The following is a 15,405-nucleotide window of genomic DNA, read 5'->3' on the forward strand; positions in this document are numbered from 1 at the left end:
GTTGGGCGGCAGCGCTGAGAGAAGCGGCAACAGGCACTGGCTGAGCACTTGTCGTCAACTCCCAAATCAAGCGTAAAGGATAGGAGGAAAATGATGCAGAACCTGTCTCAAGAGCAGGACGTAAAGGGCACTAATCAGGATATTACGGATGTGGCGAGGGCTTTAGGGGTCATAGCAGCCCGAATGCTCAGACATCAAGGGACTCAGCTCTTCGGGGTGACCTGTTACTCCATGGAGTGCCGGGACATGGTATTACGAATCCTGGGTGTGTTTGACGAGCTTCCCAGTGGAAGCGATCCACAAAATCTCACTTGGTTCAGTGATGATTTAAGACGCCTACTGGAGCAGTTGGAATCCGGGGGGGGGGCTGAAAGCCGGTTCCATGCATATGCGTTTATCCAGCGTGGCGTGATCAAAAATTTCATTGACCGGTATGGAAGTGCTAATCCAACATACTGATCATTCTTGAAATTTCCCATGCCCATCCCAGTTCTTCATAGCGTGGCATGTGGCCAAGGCGGTCTCCAGATGAATATCTCCAATATTTGCCATCAAAGTATATGTCACTCAAATAGCTCTCGGAGGGATCGGAGGATGAGTCGTGAAAGAGAGCTCCTGGAACAGACACTCCTGGCAGCCTTGCGTGAGCATGGTGAAGCTGGGAAGAGATCGCTTTGGTTAACCGAAGGGGCCCTCTGGGTTGCCACGGATTGGTTGGATGAGGAGCTCCAGAGGCGCTTAGGTACTGTCTCGGTACATAATTGGATGGACGGGGTCAGTCGCTTGCTGGATCATGGTATCGTTCCCCAACCCCGGGCTTGCGCATTGCTTTGGAGAAAGCAGTATGGTGCCCCAGGTGGAGTGGCCATGCTCGAAATCCTATTGGTCGAAGTGCCCCTTCAGTTAGCAATGAAAGCATTGCCGTCCATTCAGCCTGTTTGGCAAGTTGAGATGGTCGATGTGCCACAGTTCAAGCTAGTGGTATCCTTCCAAAGGGGTACCATAAGCTATAGAGAGAAGGTGAAGCTGGCTCAGACTGGGGATTGTAGTGATCTCGCCATACTGTCACCGCTTCATCGTCGAGTGTCAGACCCTGCAATTCCTCATGTAATGCTAAGGCTTTATCGTGAAGCGAAAGAGAATGAATCTGGCTTGGTAGCCAGTGATAGCGATGAATCAGGGCATAGTGAATAGCATCTATTCCCCGTAATTGCCATTCTCTACTGACTGCCAAGGCATTACCGTAGGCAGACAGGATGAAGTGCATCTCGTGCTGTTCTGGGTGGAGGCTGGGTGCTGCTTTTTCAACCCTATCGGCTAGTTCCTCATATTGCTGGCGGTCAAAGAGTGGACTCGTCATCTACCGTTATCTCCAATCTGGTGGGGGAAGTAACTCCATCATGCAGCCTGCCGCCGCCCTGTAGAAGGTGGACAGCATGGCCAGTCTTAACTCAGTACCGTCAGCTCATAGACGTGGCGGATACACCGACCATCCCAATCGTAACCGAGGTGGCGACCTTGCCGGGTGGGGGATAGGATAGCACCGGTGGGCGAAGTATGGCTGCACACTCGCCTTCGGGATCCCGCACGCTGGGATAGACGACCCCATCCGCATGGGCCTCCCAGGCTTGTCGGCCGAAGGTCTGCCCGGCTGTCCAGTCTTCCGGAGAGAGCAGCGCTTGGGTGTTGGTCTGCCCGTGCAGATCAAATAACTGGCCGTTCAGATCTGAGAGATAGACCCGCTGCTGCAGCATCATTGGGGGTTCGTTGGATTCTCGCATGAACTGTTCGGCGTGGAAGCGGGTTTCGGCGATGGCTGTGACTTCCGTCAAAGCACAGTAGTAGGCGCCGAAGGTGCCATCGGTAAAGCGAGAGCCAGTGGCAGGGAAGTGGCAGAAGGCCGCCATGACGGGTGTCCAGCCGGGACCATAGCGGCGGTCTCCATCACGGATCAGGTGGATGTTCTCCGCTTCCTCCCGAAGGCATGCGGAGGTGTCGCCCTCCAACTCGTTCAATAGTGCCCAGTCATCAGGGCTGTCGTTGACACCTTCGAATAAGTCGATGGGGGGAAGCGGGAAGGAATGACGCGATAGCTTGGTTGCCAGGAGACCCAGGTCAGGGGAAGCGTCATGCATGGCCTCCGCCACGCGCTGCGTCCAGGTGCTGGCGAACGACATAGAGGTCGGAAACCTGCCCGCTCAGTAGGCGCTCTCTCGGAGGATGCCCAGCAAACAAGGGGTTACTGTTGGGTCGCTGCAGCCAAGTGTCGGCGGCCTCCTTGTTCGGGAGCAGAATATGCAGCGCCTTGTATATCCCTACTATCAATGACATGCGTTCCAGATGATTGACGTCGAGGTGTGCATGCTCTGGGGCCTGCTTCCAGCGTCGGTACGTGGAGTCTGGCACTCCCCGCAGCAGGGCGGCTTCGTGTTCCTTCAGTCCTCAGGACCGTGAGATATTGGGGTAGGTTCGCATCGCAGCGGTACCCATGTCGCGACGCTTGTCGGCAGTCTTGTACTGGATGGCCATGGTCTCTCCCTCCCTTTGTTTTTAGAGTACGCCAAATGAGCGATGAGCGTTTAAATCAAAAAATGCTTCATTTGATCTTTTTCTGCATCTTCTGAGCCATACGTCTTCCTATTCAACAAATTTTTCTATAACGCTGTCAGCCCCAATTAGTGGGATCAGCCTTACCAGAACTTCATCCATTACGCCCCGCTCTGCACGGACAATGAACTTCACGCTACGATCTTGCCAGGCAAGTGTCTGAATAAGGCTTGCTGCAACAACACTGGGTTGATCCAGATTATTAACAGGAACCTCTGTTACACCACCCCGAACACTGGTGCTAATTGGACAGTAGATCATCAAGCCGCTCTGCTTGTTATATTCCTCAGAAGATAAAACTAGAGCAGGTCGATATTTGCCTATTTCTTTACCTTTCGTTGGCTCAAAATCAAGCCACACAATGTCATTTCGCTTGGGTACATACTTGCTCATGAAATACCCATTTCTGATGAAGATGGCGTTGCCAGTTCGTCTGCGTGGGCGCTTTCAGGCGTTAAACCACGTAACAACTCAGCTTCGGAAAAAGGCAGCTTCAGCATTTTCCGCTTCTTGACCAGCGGTTCAATTACGATTTTACCGGCGCGCACGTTGATGCTAATGGGCGTAGATACGTCAAGGTTGGCTTGTGCAAGCACTTTGCTTGATAGGCGTACCGCTGCGCTATTGCCCCACCGTTTAATTTCGCTATTCATTCTATTACTCCAATGTAGCTACTTATGTAGCTACTTTAGCTTTTGGGATGCTACGTGTCAACATAAGTATCTACAAAGCTATCTCGAAAGCTCTGCGTATGGTGTTCTGATCTACGGAGAGGTACGGCTTTGTATCAAATAGGCTCACGTGGTTTGACAGCGGCGGAACGCCTGCATTTAAGCGAGGGTACGCCGACCGCTGTGGCTGCTACCTAGCTTGATCGGTTTGGGTAAATCCTCAAATCATCGCCTTAACATTCCGGGTGGTTGACACTCCTTACCTACGGTATCACTCAGCATCACATCTGAGAGGAGAATGGCAATGCCAAAGATTGTGAAGCATGGATCGACTTCCATTCTGGGCACCCTGGTAGCGAGTGCGATGCTGCTATCGTCGGCTATTGCCAGCGATAGCCTGGACACCCTGGTGCTCGGCGGCCAGTCAGTGACGCCCAGCCGTATAGCAGATGCTCCGATGGAGGGCTGGCAGGAAGTCATGCTGCCGTCTGGGGAGATTTTCTATACCGATCCTGAACAGCGGTACGTGATAGTCGGCACGCTTTACGAGAACGCCGAGGATCGCTTGATCAATGTGACCGAAGTGGTACGCCGCAAAGTCCGGATAGCGGCCTTGGCGGTTGCTAAGGACAGTGCCGTTACCTATCAAGCCAGTGATGAGATCGCTGAGATAACGGTGTTCACCGATCCAAGTTGCCCCTACTGCGAGATGCTTCATGGCGACATCGATGCGATCAACGCGGCGGGCATCACAGTGAACTATCTGCCCTTCCCGCGCATGGGCCTCAACCACCCTATTGCCCATCTACTCGCTGAAATCTGGTGCAGTGAAGATCCACAGGCGGCACTGAACACGGCGTTCAATCCTGGCCTTGCCGTTCAGAACGATGCACAAGCCTGGGAGCGTTGTAGAGCCGCTGTAGAGCAGGGGTATGTCCTGGGGCATGAGTTTGGTGTCCAGGGGACTCCGGCCATGGTGCTTCCAAATGGCGAGGTGGGAGAGGGCTATATACCCGTTGAAGACCTGGTGCAGATCGTGACAACCAGTGAATGACTGGAACAGTGATTGAGCGTATTGGAAACCTTATCGGCTCTCTTTAACGTTTCCTGCTGTGTCAGTCCCTATGCATAGGGTTTGCTGTAACAGTGAATCTTCTGGAGTGACGGACATGCCAAGACAGACTTCCCCCCTTTCCCGACCCTGGTTGCTCTTACTGGCCTCCGGTGCGTTGGCCTGGGGGCCGATGAATGCGCTGGGACAAACATCAACGATCGATATGCCACGGTCTATCAGCGACCACACCAACAGCATTGAGGTGTTCACTACGGCAGGCGAGCCAGTGAGTCGTGTGCCCGATGGAGTGGCGGTCATCGAACTGGATGGTCCTGCACGGCTCGATGGTGAAATTTCTCAAGGGCTGCCACAGGATCAAACAGCAGCAAAGGCCGAGATGCAACAGCGTATGCAGTCTCCTGAGTGGGAGCAGGTGGCAGCCCGTTACGGCGATCTGCACATGGGCGTAGCCCGTGCCTGGCTGCTGCGCGTCGAGAAGGTTCCAGCGGTGGTCGTGGACGGGGAGTATGTCGTTTATGGTCAGCCTGACGTCACCGCAGCGGTCATGGAGATCCTTGAGCAGCGTGAGGGAGCGTTATGAGGGATACATTGAGGCAACTGCTTCCCGCTGTGGTAGTGGCTGGATTCTTGGGAAGCAGTCTGAACGCTCCGCCAGCCAAGGCGATCACTACTCCCTCGATTATTAATGCAACGGCGTCGAGCCAATGCCTGGATTATAGCATCGTAGGGGTTTGCTTCTGGCTCTATTGTGGTTGGACGGGGTGCAGTGTTCGCACGTCGCTGCTGGTGCGCCACTATGTGCCTGAGTTGGTGGTTTCAAGCTATGAGAAAACCGGTGAGAACCCATGGTCTGACATGGTCGGGCAAGCGTACAGCGTCTCCTCCGAACTCGCCAATTTCCTCGCCAGCAGCCTGGCTCCGAGCACCGACGCGATGGGAGGTGGCCAAAACACGTCGGACGCGGAGCCACGATACCGTCAGTCCCTGCGTTTCAAGCACGCGGACGTGGTTGGGCATCCAGGCGGGGCCATCTTCAATCAATTTGCCAGTGGGTTCGGATTTGCCTGTCAGGGAGCCGCTCAGGCGTTCTACCCCTATTATCTGTCGACTCTTGATTCGTTGGCCTGGCGATCCGGCATTCCTGAGTCCGCCTACCCTGAGGCGCTGATCCCTGGTCGGCGTGAACTTGGCCAGACCAGTGACCTGTGGGGCAACGTGTATCCGCGTTCTGGCTTTATCGCTCAGACCCACGACTATAAAGCGGCGGCACTAACGGCTCAACGCAGTGCAGATATTGTGACTCGTACTGGTCAGCCGCACGTCTATTTCCCCCTGATCAGAAACGCTCGTGATGGCTGGTGGCCACCTGATCCTATTGTGGAAGGCAACAGTGACCACCGGTGGCAGCAACTGCAACCGAACATGAGTCGCTCCTGTCACGTTTGGCCGGACCGAAGCGCCCAGGATACCTATGCTGATCGGCTCGCAGAGGACGGCGACTACGTTTTGCCATGTGGAGCCGGTACCACTGTTGTCAGCGTCGTGGGCAGGAGTTTCTGGGTGCACCTGGCCAGAGTCTGCCTGACTCCCTTGAAGAACGGTAGGGACGAATATGAAATGTATCTTCTCACGTAGCCTGCTGCCGTTGGCAGCAGCCATGGCGATGACTGCCAGCCAGGGCGCCGTTGCCCAATCTGCTGACCACCTCTACTACCAGATCGGCGGAGCCTCTCCCTTCTCGATCTCTGCAGGACGAGGGTATAACCCTCACCGCGCCGGTATTGGAGTCCGCTGGAACATGAACGCGACGTGCGGCAATTTTGATATCGGAGCGACCGTCAGCAACCAGCTTAACGGCGCTACCCAAGGCTTTCAAAACATGATGGGGCAGGTCGTACAAAATGCCCAGGGAGCGGTGGCGTCGTTACCAGCGATGATTATTCAACGTGCTAACCCTGGCCTATACGACCTGTTGAGTAACGGTGTACTCCAGGGACGCATGGACTTTGACCGTTCCAAGCTGTCCTGTCAGAACATGGCAGAGCGGATGGCTGACATGGCCATGGGGGACAGCCTGATGCAACGGGCACAGGCAGAGAACTGGCAGGTGGCTGCACAGAGCACATCTGACGTCGTGGCAGCACAACGCCAGGTGGAACAATCAGGTGGTGATAACGGCGTGACCTGGGTTGGAGGGCAACGCCGTGGTGGAAGTGGGCAGCAACCCGTGCGAGTCGTCGAAGACACGGCAACTGCTGGTTACAACCTCCTCCATGGCCGTAGTGATGTCACCAGCTCTGCACCTGTGTCTGGCGGTGGAGGTGGCTGGGGATCGGTGGCTACCGACAACGGTACCTGGAGTGGTGGCGGTGGTGTAGCTGGTGGCGGTGGTGGAGGCACTGGAGAGTGCCTGGGGGGAATGTGTACCGTCTGGGGCAGTCCTTCCGAAGCGGCTGAGTGGACGAGCAAGGTGTTGGGTGAGGACGAGCTACAAACCTGCGACAGCTGTGAGAAGCGCACCACACAGGCAGGTACAGGCTTGATGCGAGAGCTGGAAACTGAGCAGCAAGATGTACACCAGAACCTGGTGGCGTTAGTCAACGGAAGCCAGGCGCCTTCACCAGAGAATCTGCGTGCTGTGTCTGCAGGTGATGGCTTGACGGTGTCTCGAAGTGTCATTGAGGCATTGCGTGAAGATCCTCAAGCGGATCTCCTGGTCCACCGACTTGCGTCCGAGATGGCCATTGCCCGTGTCATGACCAAAGCCCTGTGGGCACGTCGTGCGCTGTTGGCTGGGGCGAGCGATCCGGGAGTCGCGGAAAACTCCGATGGCATGACCGCATTGGATCGTCGTATTGATGATCTTAATCGCGACATTGATATGTTGCGCTCTGAAATGGAGATTCGCCAGGCGCTGGCGTCAAGTGCGGCGGGCACTGCGTTGCAGCGGGCATCCAACCGTGCTGATGGCTCTATGACAACTGAGACACTACGGCCAGGTGCGACGATGGATAGCCGTGGCCGTCCGAGTGCAGGGGAGGAGCCGTAATGGGTCAATCACCGCGCGCCTGGTTCGACCCCAGGCGCTGGCCTCCTATTGTAGTGTTCATCATCGCCATGGTGGTGGTGTACGTGATCAGTGGTGTCGTGGCCTCCATTGGTATCCGTCTGGCGGGAAGTATGGAGGCATGGAATGCCGCGATGAGCACCGCTGGTCCTGCCTTGCTTGGCTGGCGGATTCTGTTCTACGGCGGGATTGTTGGTCTCTGGCTGAAACTGTGGAAACCACGGGTTTTGGCGGGCCTTACCTCGGATGACGACGGTGGAGCGCAGGCGCGACACAAGCTCAAGCGACTTGAATACGCAGCATTAGGCTTTGTTGTCCTGCTTGAGTTGATCAACGTTGTCAGTTGGCTGGGAGGATCGTAAATGGATGCTCCCTTAATTGTATTTGACTACTTTTCCAATGCACTGGTGGTGCTTGGCTGGATCATCAACAACGCCATTTGGAGCGTGATGAACAGCACGGGCATAGCGGCTGTACCGTTTATCGCGATGATTGCGTCGGAGTGGTACCGGGCACGACAGGAGGGTGACGATGAGGGAAACAAGGGGGTCCTTAGTATCAATCGCATCGAAACGCGGTTGTATGCCATGGCTCTGGTTTTCCTGTTCACCTGTCAGCCCATTCTGCAGGTCAACCTCAACACGGTTGATGTCGATGTGAATCGTAGTGAGGAGTGTGGGACACGCCAGTTTGCAAGAGGTGAATGGAGTGGGTCGACGCTGACCGGTATTGAAGGGACTGTTCCACGGATACCGGTTTGGTGGGCATTCGTGCATGCGATCTCGCATGGCACGACGGCTACGGCCATTGCGGCGATCCCATGTAGCACGGACTTTCAATCGATTCGCACTGAGGTTGATCTACAGGCGATCGAGAATCCCGCGCTACAAACGGAAGTCGGCGAGTTCCAGCGTCAGTGTTTCGGGCGAGCCCGTAATCGTCTGTTTCAGCAGGGTGGTTCGATTGAAGCGACACGTGCCATGGATGTGGACTGGATCGGGTCTAACTACTTCCAAACGACGCCAGGCTACTACGATAGCTTCCACGCGGGCCGTCCAGTTGAGGGCTTTCCCTATAATACCGAGCGCGATCAGTCACGCCCAGGGACAGGGCCAGGCCAGCCCGGCTATCCCACATGCCAGGAGTGGTGGTCTGCCGATGAAGTGGGCCTTCGGGCTCGGCTGCACCAAGAGGTGGACGCCGGGTTTTGGGATGGATTTCGGAGCGTCTTTACCAGTAGCGACTCTGAGGACTACGTGATCCGGCGTATGGTGAGTCCTCGCTCGGGAGCCGCCGCCGGCAACCTGGATCAAGCCGTTGTAGGCTACCGCGATCTTGATGGCGGCTCCTCCTTCTGGGATGCCACTGTCACCGCAGGAGCTGTATTTGGCGGCGGCATCTCGATACTGCCGTTTCAGGCAGGCATGGACATGCTCAAGCAGGCGCTGCCAATGGTGCAGAGTGCACTGGTAATGGCCATCATCATCTGCCTGCCCTTCGTGATCGTGATCTCGGGTTACTCGTACAAAGCGGTGGGGATGGCGACCTTTGGGCTGTTTGGGATCTGGTTCCTGAGCTTTTGGTGGGAGCTGGCCCGTTGGGTCGATTCGAACCTGGTGGATCTGCTCTACCGTAGCGATGCCGCCAAGATGAGCTGGCTGTCGGCTGCCAACAACCTCTATGACCGTTTAGTACTGCAGTTTGTGGAGGGGGCGATGTTCCTGGTGTTACCTGCGGTGTGGCTGGGAGCGCTCGGCTGGACCGGGATGAAAGTGGGTAATGCTGTTGAGCAAGGTGTCAACAAGGGGACTGGTGACGCGCAGGGGGCGGGAAAATCGGGAGGAAGTAAAGGCCAGTCGATAGGCACAGGAGGAAAGCTATAAGTTGGTCAGGGCCAAGTGATGCTTGGCCCTAATCAATAATCCTCATCGTCTGTACGCCAATCGCCAAAGTAGTATCCATAGCCAGAATGCCCGTTTCTCCAACCATCACTAAGATTTTCCTCTTCTTCCTCCTCATGGGAGGTTTCAGCCGCAGCCTGTAGCATTCCATGTATTACAACGACCGCTACTGTAGCCCCGCCAGCAATCACTTTGCCCGCACCACGACCTACACGCTGCCATCCTTCCTGGGTGGTCGCGGTCTCGGCAGTGGCTTTGGCTGCGTCAGTGGCTGAATCCCGCAGCATGCGCAGCGACTCAGTTGGGGTTGCCTGGGTATGCCAACCGTCGGTCCAGCCGTCGTTGGTTTGGGGAGCAGGCGTAATAGCTTTGGCAGCCTGGGTAGTGACGGTCTGTGCCGTGGACTTGGCTGCGTCAGTGGCTGAGTCTCGCAGCATGCGCAGCGACTCAGTTGAGGTTGCCTGGGTATGCCACCCATCGGTCCAACCGTCGTTGTTTTGGGCAGCAGGCGCAACACGTTTCCCTGCCGCTTTGGCAGCCTGGGTGGTGCGCTGTAACAGTGTTTTAAGGCTCATGACGATACCTTGCGATCATTACGTTGGCCTAGATAGGCTTCATGGTTTCTTAGCGCCGCTTCCATGTCGCGTTGCCGTTCGCTTCGGAACAAGAAGCCGACAGCACCCACCGTAGCGGCACCTGTAGCGCTGCTAAGGGTATGCAGCAGACCTTTGGAACCCACCACCTTGTTACCAAACAACAGGGCTGACGCAAAAACAGCGGATGCCTTGGCACGACGCTTCCAGATCTTGGCATCAGAATTCTGAGGGCTATCGCTCATCGTTGCTCCTGTCATCACCTTGCCAGTTTCTCTCTTGAAGGTTAGCACAACTCAAGTCCTAAAGGGCGTGGAGAGCGGTGACTTTGGCCGGGTCGAGTCTCGGCAAGAAACAAGCCCCCGAGTCTACACACGCCGATTTGCAAGTTCGTACACCTCTTCGTCCCGCCGGGCTCCCACCGCAATGATTAGCACTTGGATAGCGGGTCCATCTACTTTATAGACGATCCTCGTGTTTCCAGTGCGAATCCGTCTACAGCCAGCCAGAGCGCCCCGAAGGGGTTTGCCAAGCTTGTCAGGTTCGCCACCGCGGATCCTCTCTTCAATAACATCAAGGACGCGATTCGCTGCGGCTGAACCCAATCTAATTAGATCTTGTTGAACATCGGGGTGGTAGATCAAATGCCAGACCATGCATCAATCGTCCTGACTAAAGAGAGCGCGCATATCATCGTGGGAGATGGCCTGATCTGCCTGGTAGCTCGCCAATCGATCTCGGGAGATAGCTTCGATACGAAGGTCTTCAAGCTCATCAACGAGATCCTGATAGGCTTGGACGTTCATCAGTACAGCTGCAGGCTGGTTATCCTTGAAGACCACGAGTCTATCAGTCGCACGTGATGATATCTCTTTGAGCCGGGCGCTGAAGGTACGCGCCATTGCGGTCGCTGATACCGCGTCTTCTGGACGTTCAAGTAAGGTGGCCATAGTTATCCTCCAGTACGCATTAAGTTGTGCGCTATTATACGCACAATTCTATGCAAATATAGCCTATCCAGCAAGGACTCAGCTCTTCACAGCATTCTTTCTTCCGAACAGACAGCTGTACGCGAAATCTGGAGGCAAAGTTGCCAGATTTTGCGAGGGAGTCCGTTGACGGGGCGGTCAATATACGTAGGACTATGAGTACGACTCAACCCTGTACTCAGCGATTTAGTTCGCTGGCAGTTAGGGTGAAGAAACCGGCCTCCGTGCCGGTTTCTTCGTTTCGGGTATACGGATTTAATGGTTGATGGGGCATCTTCACCCCACCAACCTCAGATGGTTGATAGATCGACCCCGTAGTTGATCGAGCAGGGTTCGCTCCTCGATGTTGGTCAGGATGCAGCGGTAGCGCTTGTTGAGGTACAGCTCGTCGATGCCCAAAATGCGGGGCGTCTCGAAGCGGTGCCAGCGCCCCAGGAACTCGGCGCGGGCGTTGAAGATGTCGCGTACTGTCTTCTCGTCCAGGCCGGTCTGTGCCGCCACGAAGGTGTAGGGGGGGGGTGAAGGATTCCTTCTCCACGTATTCATGCAGACGCAGCGTCATGCGGAAGCCGTCCACCATCTCCGGTAGCTGGGGCCTGAAAGTGGTCTTGCAGGCCCGGCAGGTATACCGGCGGCGGACCACCCAGAGGGTGACCCGCACGAACTCACCCTGCACGCCGCATTCCTCGCAGGCGATGGGATCGGGCGCGTCCACTTGGAAGTGCATTTTAGCGTTCGGTGCATGGCATGGTTAGCCATTGCCTTGGCCCGGTTTGAAAGATGTATTGAATAACCTGCTGTCGCTGACCTATCGCCATAACCCTCATATGATATACTTTCATTCTATCAATGAGGCAGTCTTGGGAGGTGTGTCATGGCTACTGCACAGCGAGAGTTCCGAGTAGGAGAGAAGCTCCATCTGAGCATCTGGCAATTTCTAGGCATTCCACCGCGTGGTCCCCAGCTGCATGAAGTGTTGAGGGAGGGAATCCCTTATCAAGTCTATATGAAGCTAGCCTCGGCGGTAGGGCTGGAACGTCAAGAGTTGGCTCGTTATGTGGTGATAGCTCCGGCGACACTGCAAAGACGTGCCAAAGCGGGTCGATTCAAGGCAGAAGAGAGCGACCGTCTCTACCGGTTAGCCGAAGTGTATACACGCACTGTAGATTTGTTTGAGGGCGATCTGGAACAGGCCCGGCAGTGGCTGATGAAACCGGTGCGAGGCTTGGGCGGGCGTCGCCCCATCGAAATGGTCTCAACGTCAGCAGGAACTGAGGCAGTTTTCGATCTAATTGGTCGGCTCGAACATGGAGTATTCGCTTGAGTGTAGTGACAGGCTACCGATTGATCAAAAAGCGCTGGGTGGGTAACGCCTTCGATGGAGAAGGAGCCCGCCTGTATGGTGGCCGCTGGAATAGCAAGGGGACACCGTGTGTCTACCTCGCCAGTTCTGAGTCTTTAGCGATGCTCGAAGTGATGGTTCACCTTGAAGACTACAACCTGCTGCAGCGTTACACGTTGTTCGCTGTTACCTTCAATGAGAGTGCCGTCCTGTCTCTTCCCGATGATGAGCTACCGAAGGACTGGCAGGCCGAGCCTGCCCCAGAGTCAACTTCCGAGATCGGTGATGGCTGGCTGGCAAGCTTGTCGAGCCTGGTATTGGTTGTGCCCAGTGTCGTCGTACCGCGTGAGGTGAACTATCTTCTAAATCCGGCGCATCCAGACTTTGAGGGTATCGTAACAAGTGCAAAGGAAATAGGTTTCTCACCGGATCCCAGACTTACAGGAGATTGAGGCCTATCTGCGCCATCGAGTACAAATTTCGCCTCCAAAATCGACTTCTGCCCATAAAGGATAGCACCATCTAAAATGGTCGAGGTTAATGCATTATCTCACGGCGTAGCTCCGCTACCTTGGCGTGTTCCAACCCCGCCAGTTCGGCAATCACCTCATCCGACAATGCGCCGTGCAGAATCATACGGCGGGCAACGTCCAGCCTTCCCTCCAGATTGCCTTCCTGGCGTCCTTCCTGGCGTCCTTGTAAGCGTTCTTTTTTAACCAGGTTCTCTAAATTCTCAGCCAACATATCTTTATCCTCCACGAGGCTATCGAGCCGCTCCAGGTTGATCTCGGCGCCCAGTCGATGCAGGTGGCGTTTCAGCCAACGGGTAATGATCCTATCGGTTCGCTCCTTATCGGGCTCAGCCTGAATGATAGCGACGACCCGATCCACGGCCTGCTGTAACGCCTTCCAGCTACCACCAGCATTCTCCACGCTGAAAACGCCGCTCAGCGGTGTCGGATGCTCAGTCAACTCCTTGTCAGTATAGCGCCCCTCATCCACCAAGTAATAGCGAAGATGTGGCTGGTAGACCTGCAGGAAGCTTGGCAGTTCCGGGGTGATCATGTTGAAAATATCCGTCTTGGCTGTCCAGCGCTTGGCCCCGTTGTAAAGCACGATCGGAAACACTGGAGGCAGCCCATCACCAGGCGCGATGACCTTCTGCTTAATCAGATGGCTATAGAAGCCAGCGACATAGTGCATCAACCGAATGGGCATGGTGTGATCCACACGGGACTGAAACTCCAGCAGGATATAGAGAAAAACCCGTTGGGTGAGACCATGCCAAGTGATCTCCACAGACCACACCACGTCTTCGAACTTCTCCTCGAACAGAGGGGTGATGTAGTTACCACTATGGTTTCTCAGTGTGGTGAACTCCATGAGTTCGGCGATCTCGGCAGGCGCAAAGCCCTCGATCAACTGTTGTACGAATTCGGGGTGGCTGAACAGCTCCTTGTAGCCGGTGTCATGATAATTCGCCATCTGTGCTCCCTGTAGCGCAGCTATCTCAGTGACAGGAGTTTATCATGGGGTATGGTACAAAAATTTTTGTGGTATCATTTCGTATCGTTTTGATATCAGTCTGACTGAGGGATAGCATGTCGGATAAAAAATTAGCAATGACCGTACGAGGTATAGACCCGGACGTGATGGAAGCCCTTGATGCTACCGCTCAGGCGAATGGAAGGACTCGGGAGTCAGAGGTTCGTGCGGCTATTCGAGCCTGGGTTGGCAAGCCAGATGTTCCTCCAGGCAATAAGAAGAAGGTGATTATTCCGGTTGGCGGGCTTGGCTATTACGCGATGCAAGAGGAGTATGAATGTGTGCTCATACCCCACGAAAAGCTGAAAAATCCTCAATCTCAGTCAGTTCACAAAGATGTTTATATTCTTGTCTACACATCTGTATTGATGAATAACGATGAAACCAGAGATATCTTATTGAATAGAATCTGCAATACAGAACTTTCGGGAATACCCATTAGCCGTGTTCATTTGGTTCTGATGTTCAAAGAGACTTTTTATGCGGAGAGTGGTTTTAAAGCATTTATATTTGAGCCTCAGTTCGATGTTGATGAGGCTCGTAAAAATCTACCGGGCGTGATTCAGAAAAAGCGCGCTATTACTGGGACAGAGTACCACTGGCGCTCACATTTAATAAAATGCGGTGATGTCAGAGTCTATACTGATCCAGAGGCCTTCGATGAGTTGAGTCAGTCTGCGATACAGGCCTTGTTATCAGCCAGAGACTAAATAATCACAGTCGGGGGAGTGGGTCGAGTTGAAAAAAGAACTTGAAGCCGTCTAACGTTAGATAGTAAGCATAGCGCCCTCATTAAACCTATCTACTGAGAAGCTTGGCAAGGAAGATTCCTTATGAAGATAAATATATTAGCAGCAATGTCTTTGGCGTTCCTGGCTGGGTGTGCTGGGCAAGGAGCCCTGCACCAGAATTCAAATCAAGAACAGCAAGGGTTGATATTCAGCGTGTCGGATGCCAGTTATACGCTCACGCCTGAGTGCACGCGTAGTGCGGAGGTTGACCACGATGAAGACGGTAGGCCGATGGTTGTGGTGAGTATGAAGCGAAGCCCAGAATGCAGTGAAAAAGCGTTTGAAACTGTTTTCTCCAAGGTGGGCCAGCACATGACCATAGAGTATGGCGATCAGGTGCTTGTTCATGACTCACCCATCATCACGCCGATGAATCCTGCCTCACCGTTTTGGACTGGCGTCGAGGATGATGCGCTGGCCAGGGATATTTCCGAGCACTTGGACTAAAGTATACTTTAATTTATGCGGCTCACAGCCATCCTGAGATTGTCACTGTAAAAAAGGAGATTAGCGATGGCAATTGTTGAGATTTGGGCTCCACCTGGAGTTTGGGGGCCGTACGCGGACTTACGATCCTATACAGGTGGGTCAAGGAGCTATACGGTTAGCTTTAATACAGTATCAGGATCCTCTACATTCGATGCTGAAATTGAGTATGTGGATGAGGGAGGCCTTGAGAGTGTTCTTAGTGTCGGGCCGACGTCACCCCATCTTCAGTAGCAGCCGGGTTTAGAGTCAGAAATAACTTTATCGTGTTTTACCACCAGTTGCTCGGCATAGGCTGAAGGTGTCAGCCCACCAAGACTCTTCTTCGGTCTTTCTTC

At 54.4% G+C, this 15,405-nt stretch carries 22 protein-coding genes and 1 pseudogene; 12 read left to right on the top strand and 11 right to left on the bottom strand.

What is annotated here, in order from left to right:
* The first annotated feature begins 93 nt into the window (after positions 1 to 93).
* Entirely contained in the window at positions 94 to 459 is a 366-nt protein-coding gene (locus HP566_RS14720; protein ID WP_249978032.1) for a hypothetical protein, read from the top strand.
* Between the two features lie 511 nt (positions 460 to 970).
* On the opposite strand, the gene HP566_RS14725 is transcribed toward HP566_RS14720, so the two are convergent.
* From HP566_RS14725 to HP566_RS14745, 5 genes are all read right to left on the bottom strand, one after another.
* On the bottom strand, positions 971 to 1,360 hold the full coding sequence (locus HP566_RS14725; protein ID WP_249978033.1) for a hypothetical protein: 390 nt from the start codon (positions 1,358 to 1,360) through the stop codon (positions 971 to 973).
* A 100-nt stretch (positions 1,361 to 1,460) separates the two neighbouring features.
* Positions 1,461 to 2,135, bottom strand: coding sequence for an RES family NAD+ phosphorylase (locus HP566_RS14730; RefSeq protein ID WP_249978034.1), 675 nt, complete (start codon positions 2,133 to 2,135; stop codon positions 1,461 to 1,463).
* Entirely contained in the window at positions 2,128 to 2,406 is a 279-nt protein-coding gene (locus tag HP566_RS14735; RefSeq protein WP_249978035.1) for an antitoxin Xre/MbcA/ParS toxin-binding domain-containing protein, read from the bottom strand. The genes HP566_RS14730 and HP566_RS14735 overlap by 8 nt, the downstream gene beginning before the upstream one ends.
* Before the next feature lie 231 nt (positions 2,407 to 2,637).
* Complete coding sequence (locus tag HP566_RS14740) at positions 2,638 to 3,000, bottom strand: type II toxin-antitoxin system PemK/MazF family toxin (RefSeq protein WP_249978036.1); 363 nt, start codon at positions 2,998 to 3,000, stop codon at positions 2,638 to 2,640.
* Entirely contained in the window at positions 2,997 to 3,260 is a 264-nt protein-coding gene (locus HP566_RS14745; protein ID WP_249978037.1) for an AbrB/MazE/SpoVT family DNA-binding domain-containing protein, read from the bottom strand. The genes HP566_RS14740 and HP566_RS14745 overlap by 4 nt, the downstream gene beginning before the upstream one ends.
* Positions 3,261 to 3,582: 322 nt before the next feature.
* Between HP566_RS14745 and HP566_RS14750 the strand changes: the two genes are divergently transcribed.
* The 6 genes from HP566_RS14750 (at position 3,583) to HP566_RS14775 (ending at position 9,303) form a co-directional block, all read left to right on the top strand.
* Positions 3,583 to 4,332, top strand: a complete 750-nt coding sequence (locus tag HP566_RS14750; RefSeq protein WP_249978038.1) for a DsbC family protein — start codon at positions 3,583 to 3,585, stop codon at positions 4,330 to 4,332.
* A gap of 115 nt (positions 4,333 to 4,447) precedes the next feature.
* Positions 4,448 to 4,933: a TIGR03757 family integrating conjugative element protein gene (locus HP566_RS14755; protein ID WP_249978039.1), complete on the top strand. Its 486-nt coding sequence runs from the start codon at positions 4,448 to 4,450 to the stop codon at positions 4,931 to 4,933.
* The gene (locus HP566_RS14760) at positions 4,930 to 5,988 is read left to right on the top strand and encodes a TIGR03756 family integrating conjugative element protein (RefSeq protein ID WP_425348201.1); all 1,059 of its coding nucleotides are present in this window, start codon (positions 4,930 to 4,932) and stop codon (positions 5,986 to 5,988) included. The genes HP566_RS14755 and HP566_RS14760 overlap by 4 nt, the downstream gene beginning before the upstream one ends.
* Positions 5,966 to 7,402, top strand: coding sequence for an integrating conjugative element protein (locus HP566_RS14765; protein WP_249978040.1), 1,437 nt, complete (start codon positions 5,966 to 5,968; stop codon positions 7,400 to 7,402). Before HP566_RS14760 ends, HP566_RS14765 begins: the two co-directional genes overlap by 23 nt.
* Positions 7,402 to 7,782: a hypothetical protein gene (locus HP566_RS14770; protein ID WP_249978041.1), complete on the top strand. Its 381-nt coding sequence runs from the start codon at positions 7,402 to 7,404 to the stop codon at positions 7,780 to 7,782. The genes HP566_RS14765 and HP566_RS14770 overlap by 1 nt, the downstream gene beginning before the upstream one ends.
* On the top strand, positions 7,783 to 9,303 hold the full coding sequence (locus HP566_RS14775; protein WP_249978042.1) for a conjugal transfer protein TraG N-terminal domain-containing protein: 1,521 nt from the start codon (positions 7,783 to 7,785) through the stop codon (positions 9,301 to 9,303).
* Positions 9,304 to 9,335: 32 nt separating this feature from the next.
* On the opposite strand, the gene HP566_RS14780 is transcribed toward HP566_RS14775, so the two are convergent.
* From HP566_RS14780 to HP566_RS14795, 5 genes and pseudogenes are all read right to left on the bottom strand, one after another.
* Positions 9,336 to 9,896 (bottom strand): hypothetical protein, encoded by a 561-nt coding sequence (locus tag HP566_RS14780; protein WP_249978043.1) that lies wholly within the window; start codon positions 9,894 to 9,896, stop codon positions 9,336 to 9,338.
* Entirely contained in the window at positions 9,893 to 10,159 is a 267-nt protein-coding gene (locus tag HP566_RS14785; RefSeq protein WP_249978044.1) for a hypothetical protein, read from the bottom strand. The genes HP566_RS14780 and HP566_RS14785 overlap by 4 nt, the downstream gene beginning before the upstream one ends.
* A 123-nt stretch (positions 10,160 to 10,282) precedes the next feature.
* Positions 10,283 to 10,570, bottom strand: coding sequence for a type II toxin-antitoxin system RelE family toxin (locus HP566_RS21895; protein WP_425348202.1), 288 nt, complete (start codon positions 10,568 to 10,570; stop codon positions 10,283 to 10,285).
* 3 nt (positions 10,571 to 10,573) lie between these two features.
* Complete coding sequence (locus tag HP566_RS14790) at positions 10,574 to 10,864, bottom strand: hypothetical protein (RefSeq protein WP_249978045.1); 291 nt, start codon at positions 10,862 to 10,864, stop codon at positions 10,574 to 10,576.
* A gap of 345 nt (positions 10,865 to 11,209) precedes the next feature.
* Positions 11,210 to 11,636: pseudogene (locus HP566_RS14795) on the bottom strand (helix-turn-helix domain-containing protein); the annotation flags it as partial.
* Between the two features lie 141 nt (positions 11,637 to 11,777).
* On the opposite strand from HP566_RS14795, the gene parS reads away from it, so the two are divergent.
* Together parS and HP566_RS14805 are read left to right on the top strand one after the other, a co-directional pair.
* Entirely contained in the window at positions 11,778 to 12,227 is a 450-nt protein-coding gene (gene parS, locus HP566_RS14800; RefSeq protein ID WP_249978046.1) for a type II RES/Xre toxin-antitoxin system antitoxin, read from the top strand.
* Positions 12,228 to 12,232: 5 nt separating this feature from the next.
* Positions 12,233 to 12,697 carry an RES family NAD+ phosphorylase gene (locus HP566_RS14805; protein WP_249978051.1) on the top strand — a complete coding sequence of 155 codons (465 nt, stop codon included), beginning with the start codon at positions 12,233 to 12,235 and terminating at the stop codon, positions 12,695 to 12,697.
* An 85-nt stretch (positions 12,698 to 12,782) separates the two neighbouring features.
* Here HP566_RS14805 and HP566_RS14810 read toward each other — a convergent pair whose 3' ends face one another.
* Entirely contained in the window at positions 12,783 to 13,730 is a 948-nt protein-coding gene (locus HP566_RS14810; RefSeq protein WP_249978047.1) for an Rpn family recombination-promoting nuclease/putative transposase, read from the bottom strand.
* A 116-nt stretch (positions 13,731 to 13,846) separates the two neighbouring features.
* Here HP566_RS14810 and HP566_RS14815 point away from each other — a divergent pair, with 116 nt between their 5' ends.
* The 3 genes from HP566_RS14815 (at position 13,847) to HP566_RS21900 (ending at position 15,301) form a co-directional block, all read left to right on the top strand.
* Positions 13,847 to 14,500 carry a FitA-like ribbon-helix-helix domain-containing protein gene (locus HP566_RS14815; RefSeq protein WP_249978048.1) on the top strand — a complete coding sequence of 218 codons (654 nt, stop codon included), beginning with the start codon at positions 13,847 to 13,849 and terminating at the stop codon, positions 14,498 to 14,500.
* 123 nt (positions 14,501 to 14,623) lie between these two features.
* Positions 14,624 to 15,028: a hypothetical protein gene (locus tag HP566_RS14820; protein WP_249978049.1), complete on the top strand. Its 405-nt coding sequence runs from the start codon at positions 14,624 to 14,626 to the stop codon at positions 15,026 to 15,028.
* 66 nt (positions 15,029 to 15,094) lie between these two features.
* Positions 15,095 to 15,301, top strand: a complete 207-nt coding sequence (locus HP566_RS21900) for a colicin Z C-terminal domain-related protein (protein WP_425348203.1) — start codon at positions 15,095 to 15,097, stop codon at positions 15,299 to 15,301.
* Positions 15,302 to 15,405 lie beyond the last annotated feature (104 nt).

Source organism: Vreelandella olivaria, assembly GCF_023507745.1.
GTDB classification, from domain to species: Bacteria; Pseudomonadota; Gammaproteobacteria; order Pseudomonadales; family Halomonadaceae; genus Vreelandella; species Vreelandella olivaria_A.

What these genes read in the sequence shown, in the direction of transcription:
- HP566_RS14720 (WP_249978032.1), top strand. Translation starts at nt 94, where the DNA reads ATGCAGAACCTGTCTCAAGAGCAGGACGTAAAGGGCACTAATCAGGAT.
- HP566_RS14725 (WP_249978033.1), bottom strand. Translation starts at nt 1,360, where the DNA reads ATGACGAGTCCACTCTTTGACCGCCAGCAATATGAGGAACTAGCCGAT.
- HP566_RS14730 (WP_249978034.1), bottom strand. Translation starts at nt 2,135, where the DNA reads ATGCATGACGCTTCCCCTGACCTGGGTCTCCTGGCAACCAAGCTATCG.
- HP566_RS14740 (WP_249978036.1), bottom strand. Translation starts at nt 3,000, where the DNA reads ATGAGCAAGTATGTACCCAAGCGAAATGACATTGTGTGGCTTGATTTT.
- HP566_RS14745 (WP_249978037.1), bottom strand. Translation starts at nt 3,260, where the DNA reads ATGAATAGCGAAATTAAACGGTGGGGCAATAGCGCAGCGGTACGCCTA.
- HP566_RS14750 (WP_249978038.1), top strand. Translation starts at nt 3,583, where the DNA reads ATGCCAAAGATTGTGAAGCATGGATCGACTTCCATTCTGGGCACCCTG.
- HP566_RS14755 (WP_249978039.1), top strand. Translation starts at nt 4,448, where the DNA reads ATGCCAAGACAGACTTCCCCCCTTTCCCGACCCTGGTTGCTCTTACTG.
- HP566_RS14760 (WP_425348201.1), top strand. Translation starts at nt 4,930, where the DNA reads ATGAGGGATACATTGAGGCAACTGCTTCCCGCTGTGGTAGTGGCTGGA.
- HP566_RS14765 (WP_249978040.1), top strand. Translation starts at nt 5,966, where the DNA reads ATGAAATGTATCTTCTCACGTAGCCTGCTGCCGTTGGCAGCAGCCATG.
- HP566_RS14770 (WP_249978041.1), top strand. Translation starts at nt 7,402, where the DNA reads ATGGGTCAATCACCGCGCGCCTGGTTCGACCCCAGGCGCTGGCCTCCT.
- HP566_RS14775 (WP_249978042.1), top strand. Translation starts at nt 7,783, where the DNA reads ATGGATGCTCCCTTAATTGTATTTGACTACTTTTCCAATGCACTGGTG.
- HP566_RS14780 (WP_249978043.1), bottom strand. Translation starts at nt 9,896, where the DNA reads ATGAGCCTTAAAACACTGTTACAGCGCACCACCCAGGCTGCCAAAGCG.
- HP566_RS14785 (WP_249978044.1), bottom strand. Translation starts at nt 10,159, where the DNA reads ATGAGCGATAGCCCTCAGAATTCTGATGCCAAGATCTGGAAGCGTCGT.
- HP566_RS21895 (WP_425348202.1), bottom strand. Translation starts at nt 10,570, where the DNA reads ATGGTCTGGCATTTGATCTACCACCCCGATGTTCAACAAGATCTAATT.
- HP566_RS14790 (WP_249978045.1), bottom strand. Translation starts at nt 10,864, where the DNA reads ATGGCCACCTTACTTGAACGTCCAGAAGACGCGGTATCAGCGACCGCA.
- parS (WP_249978046.1), top strand. Translation starts at nt 11,778, where the DNA reads ATGGCTACTGCACAGCGAGAGTTCCGAGTAGGAGAGAAGCTCCATCTG.
- HP566_RS14810 (WP_249978047.1), bottom strand. Translation starts at nt 13,730, where the DNA reads ATGGCGAATTATCATGACACCGGCTACAAGGAGCTGTTCAGCCACCCC.
- HP566_RS14815 (WP_249978048.1), top strand. Translation starts at nt 13,847, where the DNA reads ATGTCGGATAAAAAATTAGCAATGACCGTACGAGGTATAGACCCGGAC.
- HP566_RS14820 (WP_249978049.1), top strand. Translation starts at nt 14,624, where the DNA reads ATGAAGATAAATATATTAGCAGCAATGTCTTTGGCGTTCCTGGCTGGG.
- HP566_RS21900 (WP_425348203.1), top strand. Translation starts at nt 15,095, where the DNA reads ATGGCAATTGTTGAGATTTGGGCTCCACCTGGAGTTTGGGGGCCGTAC.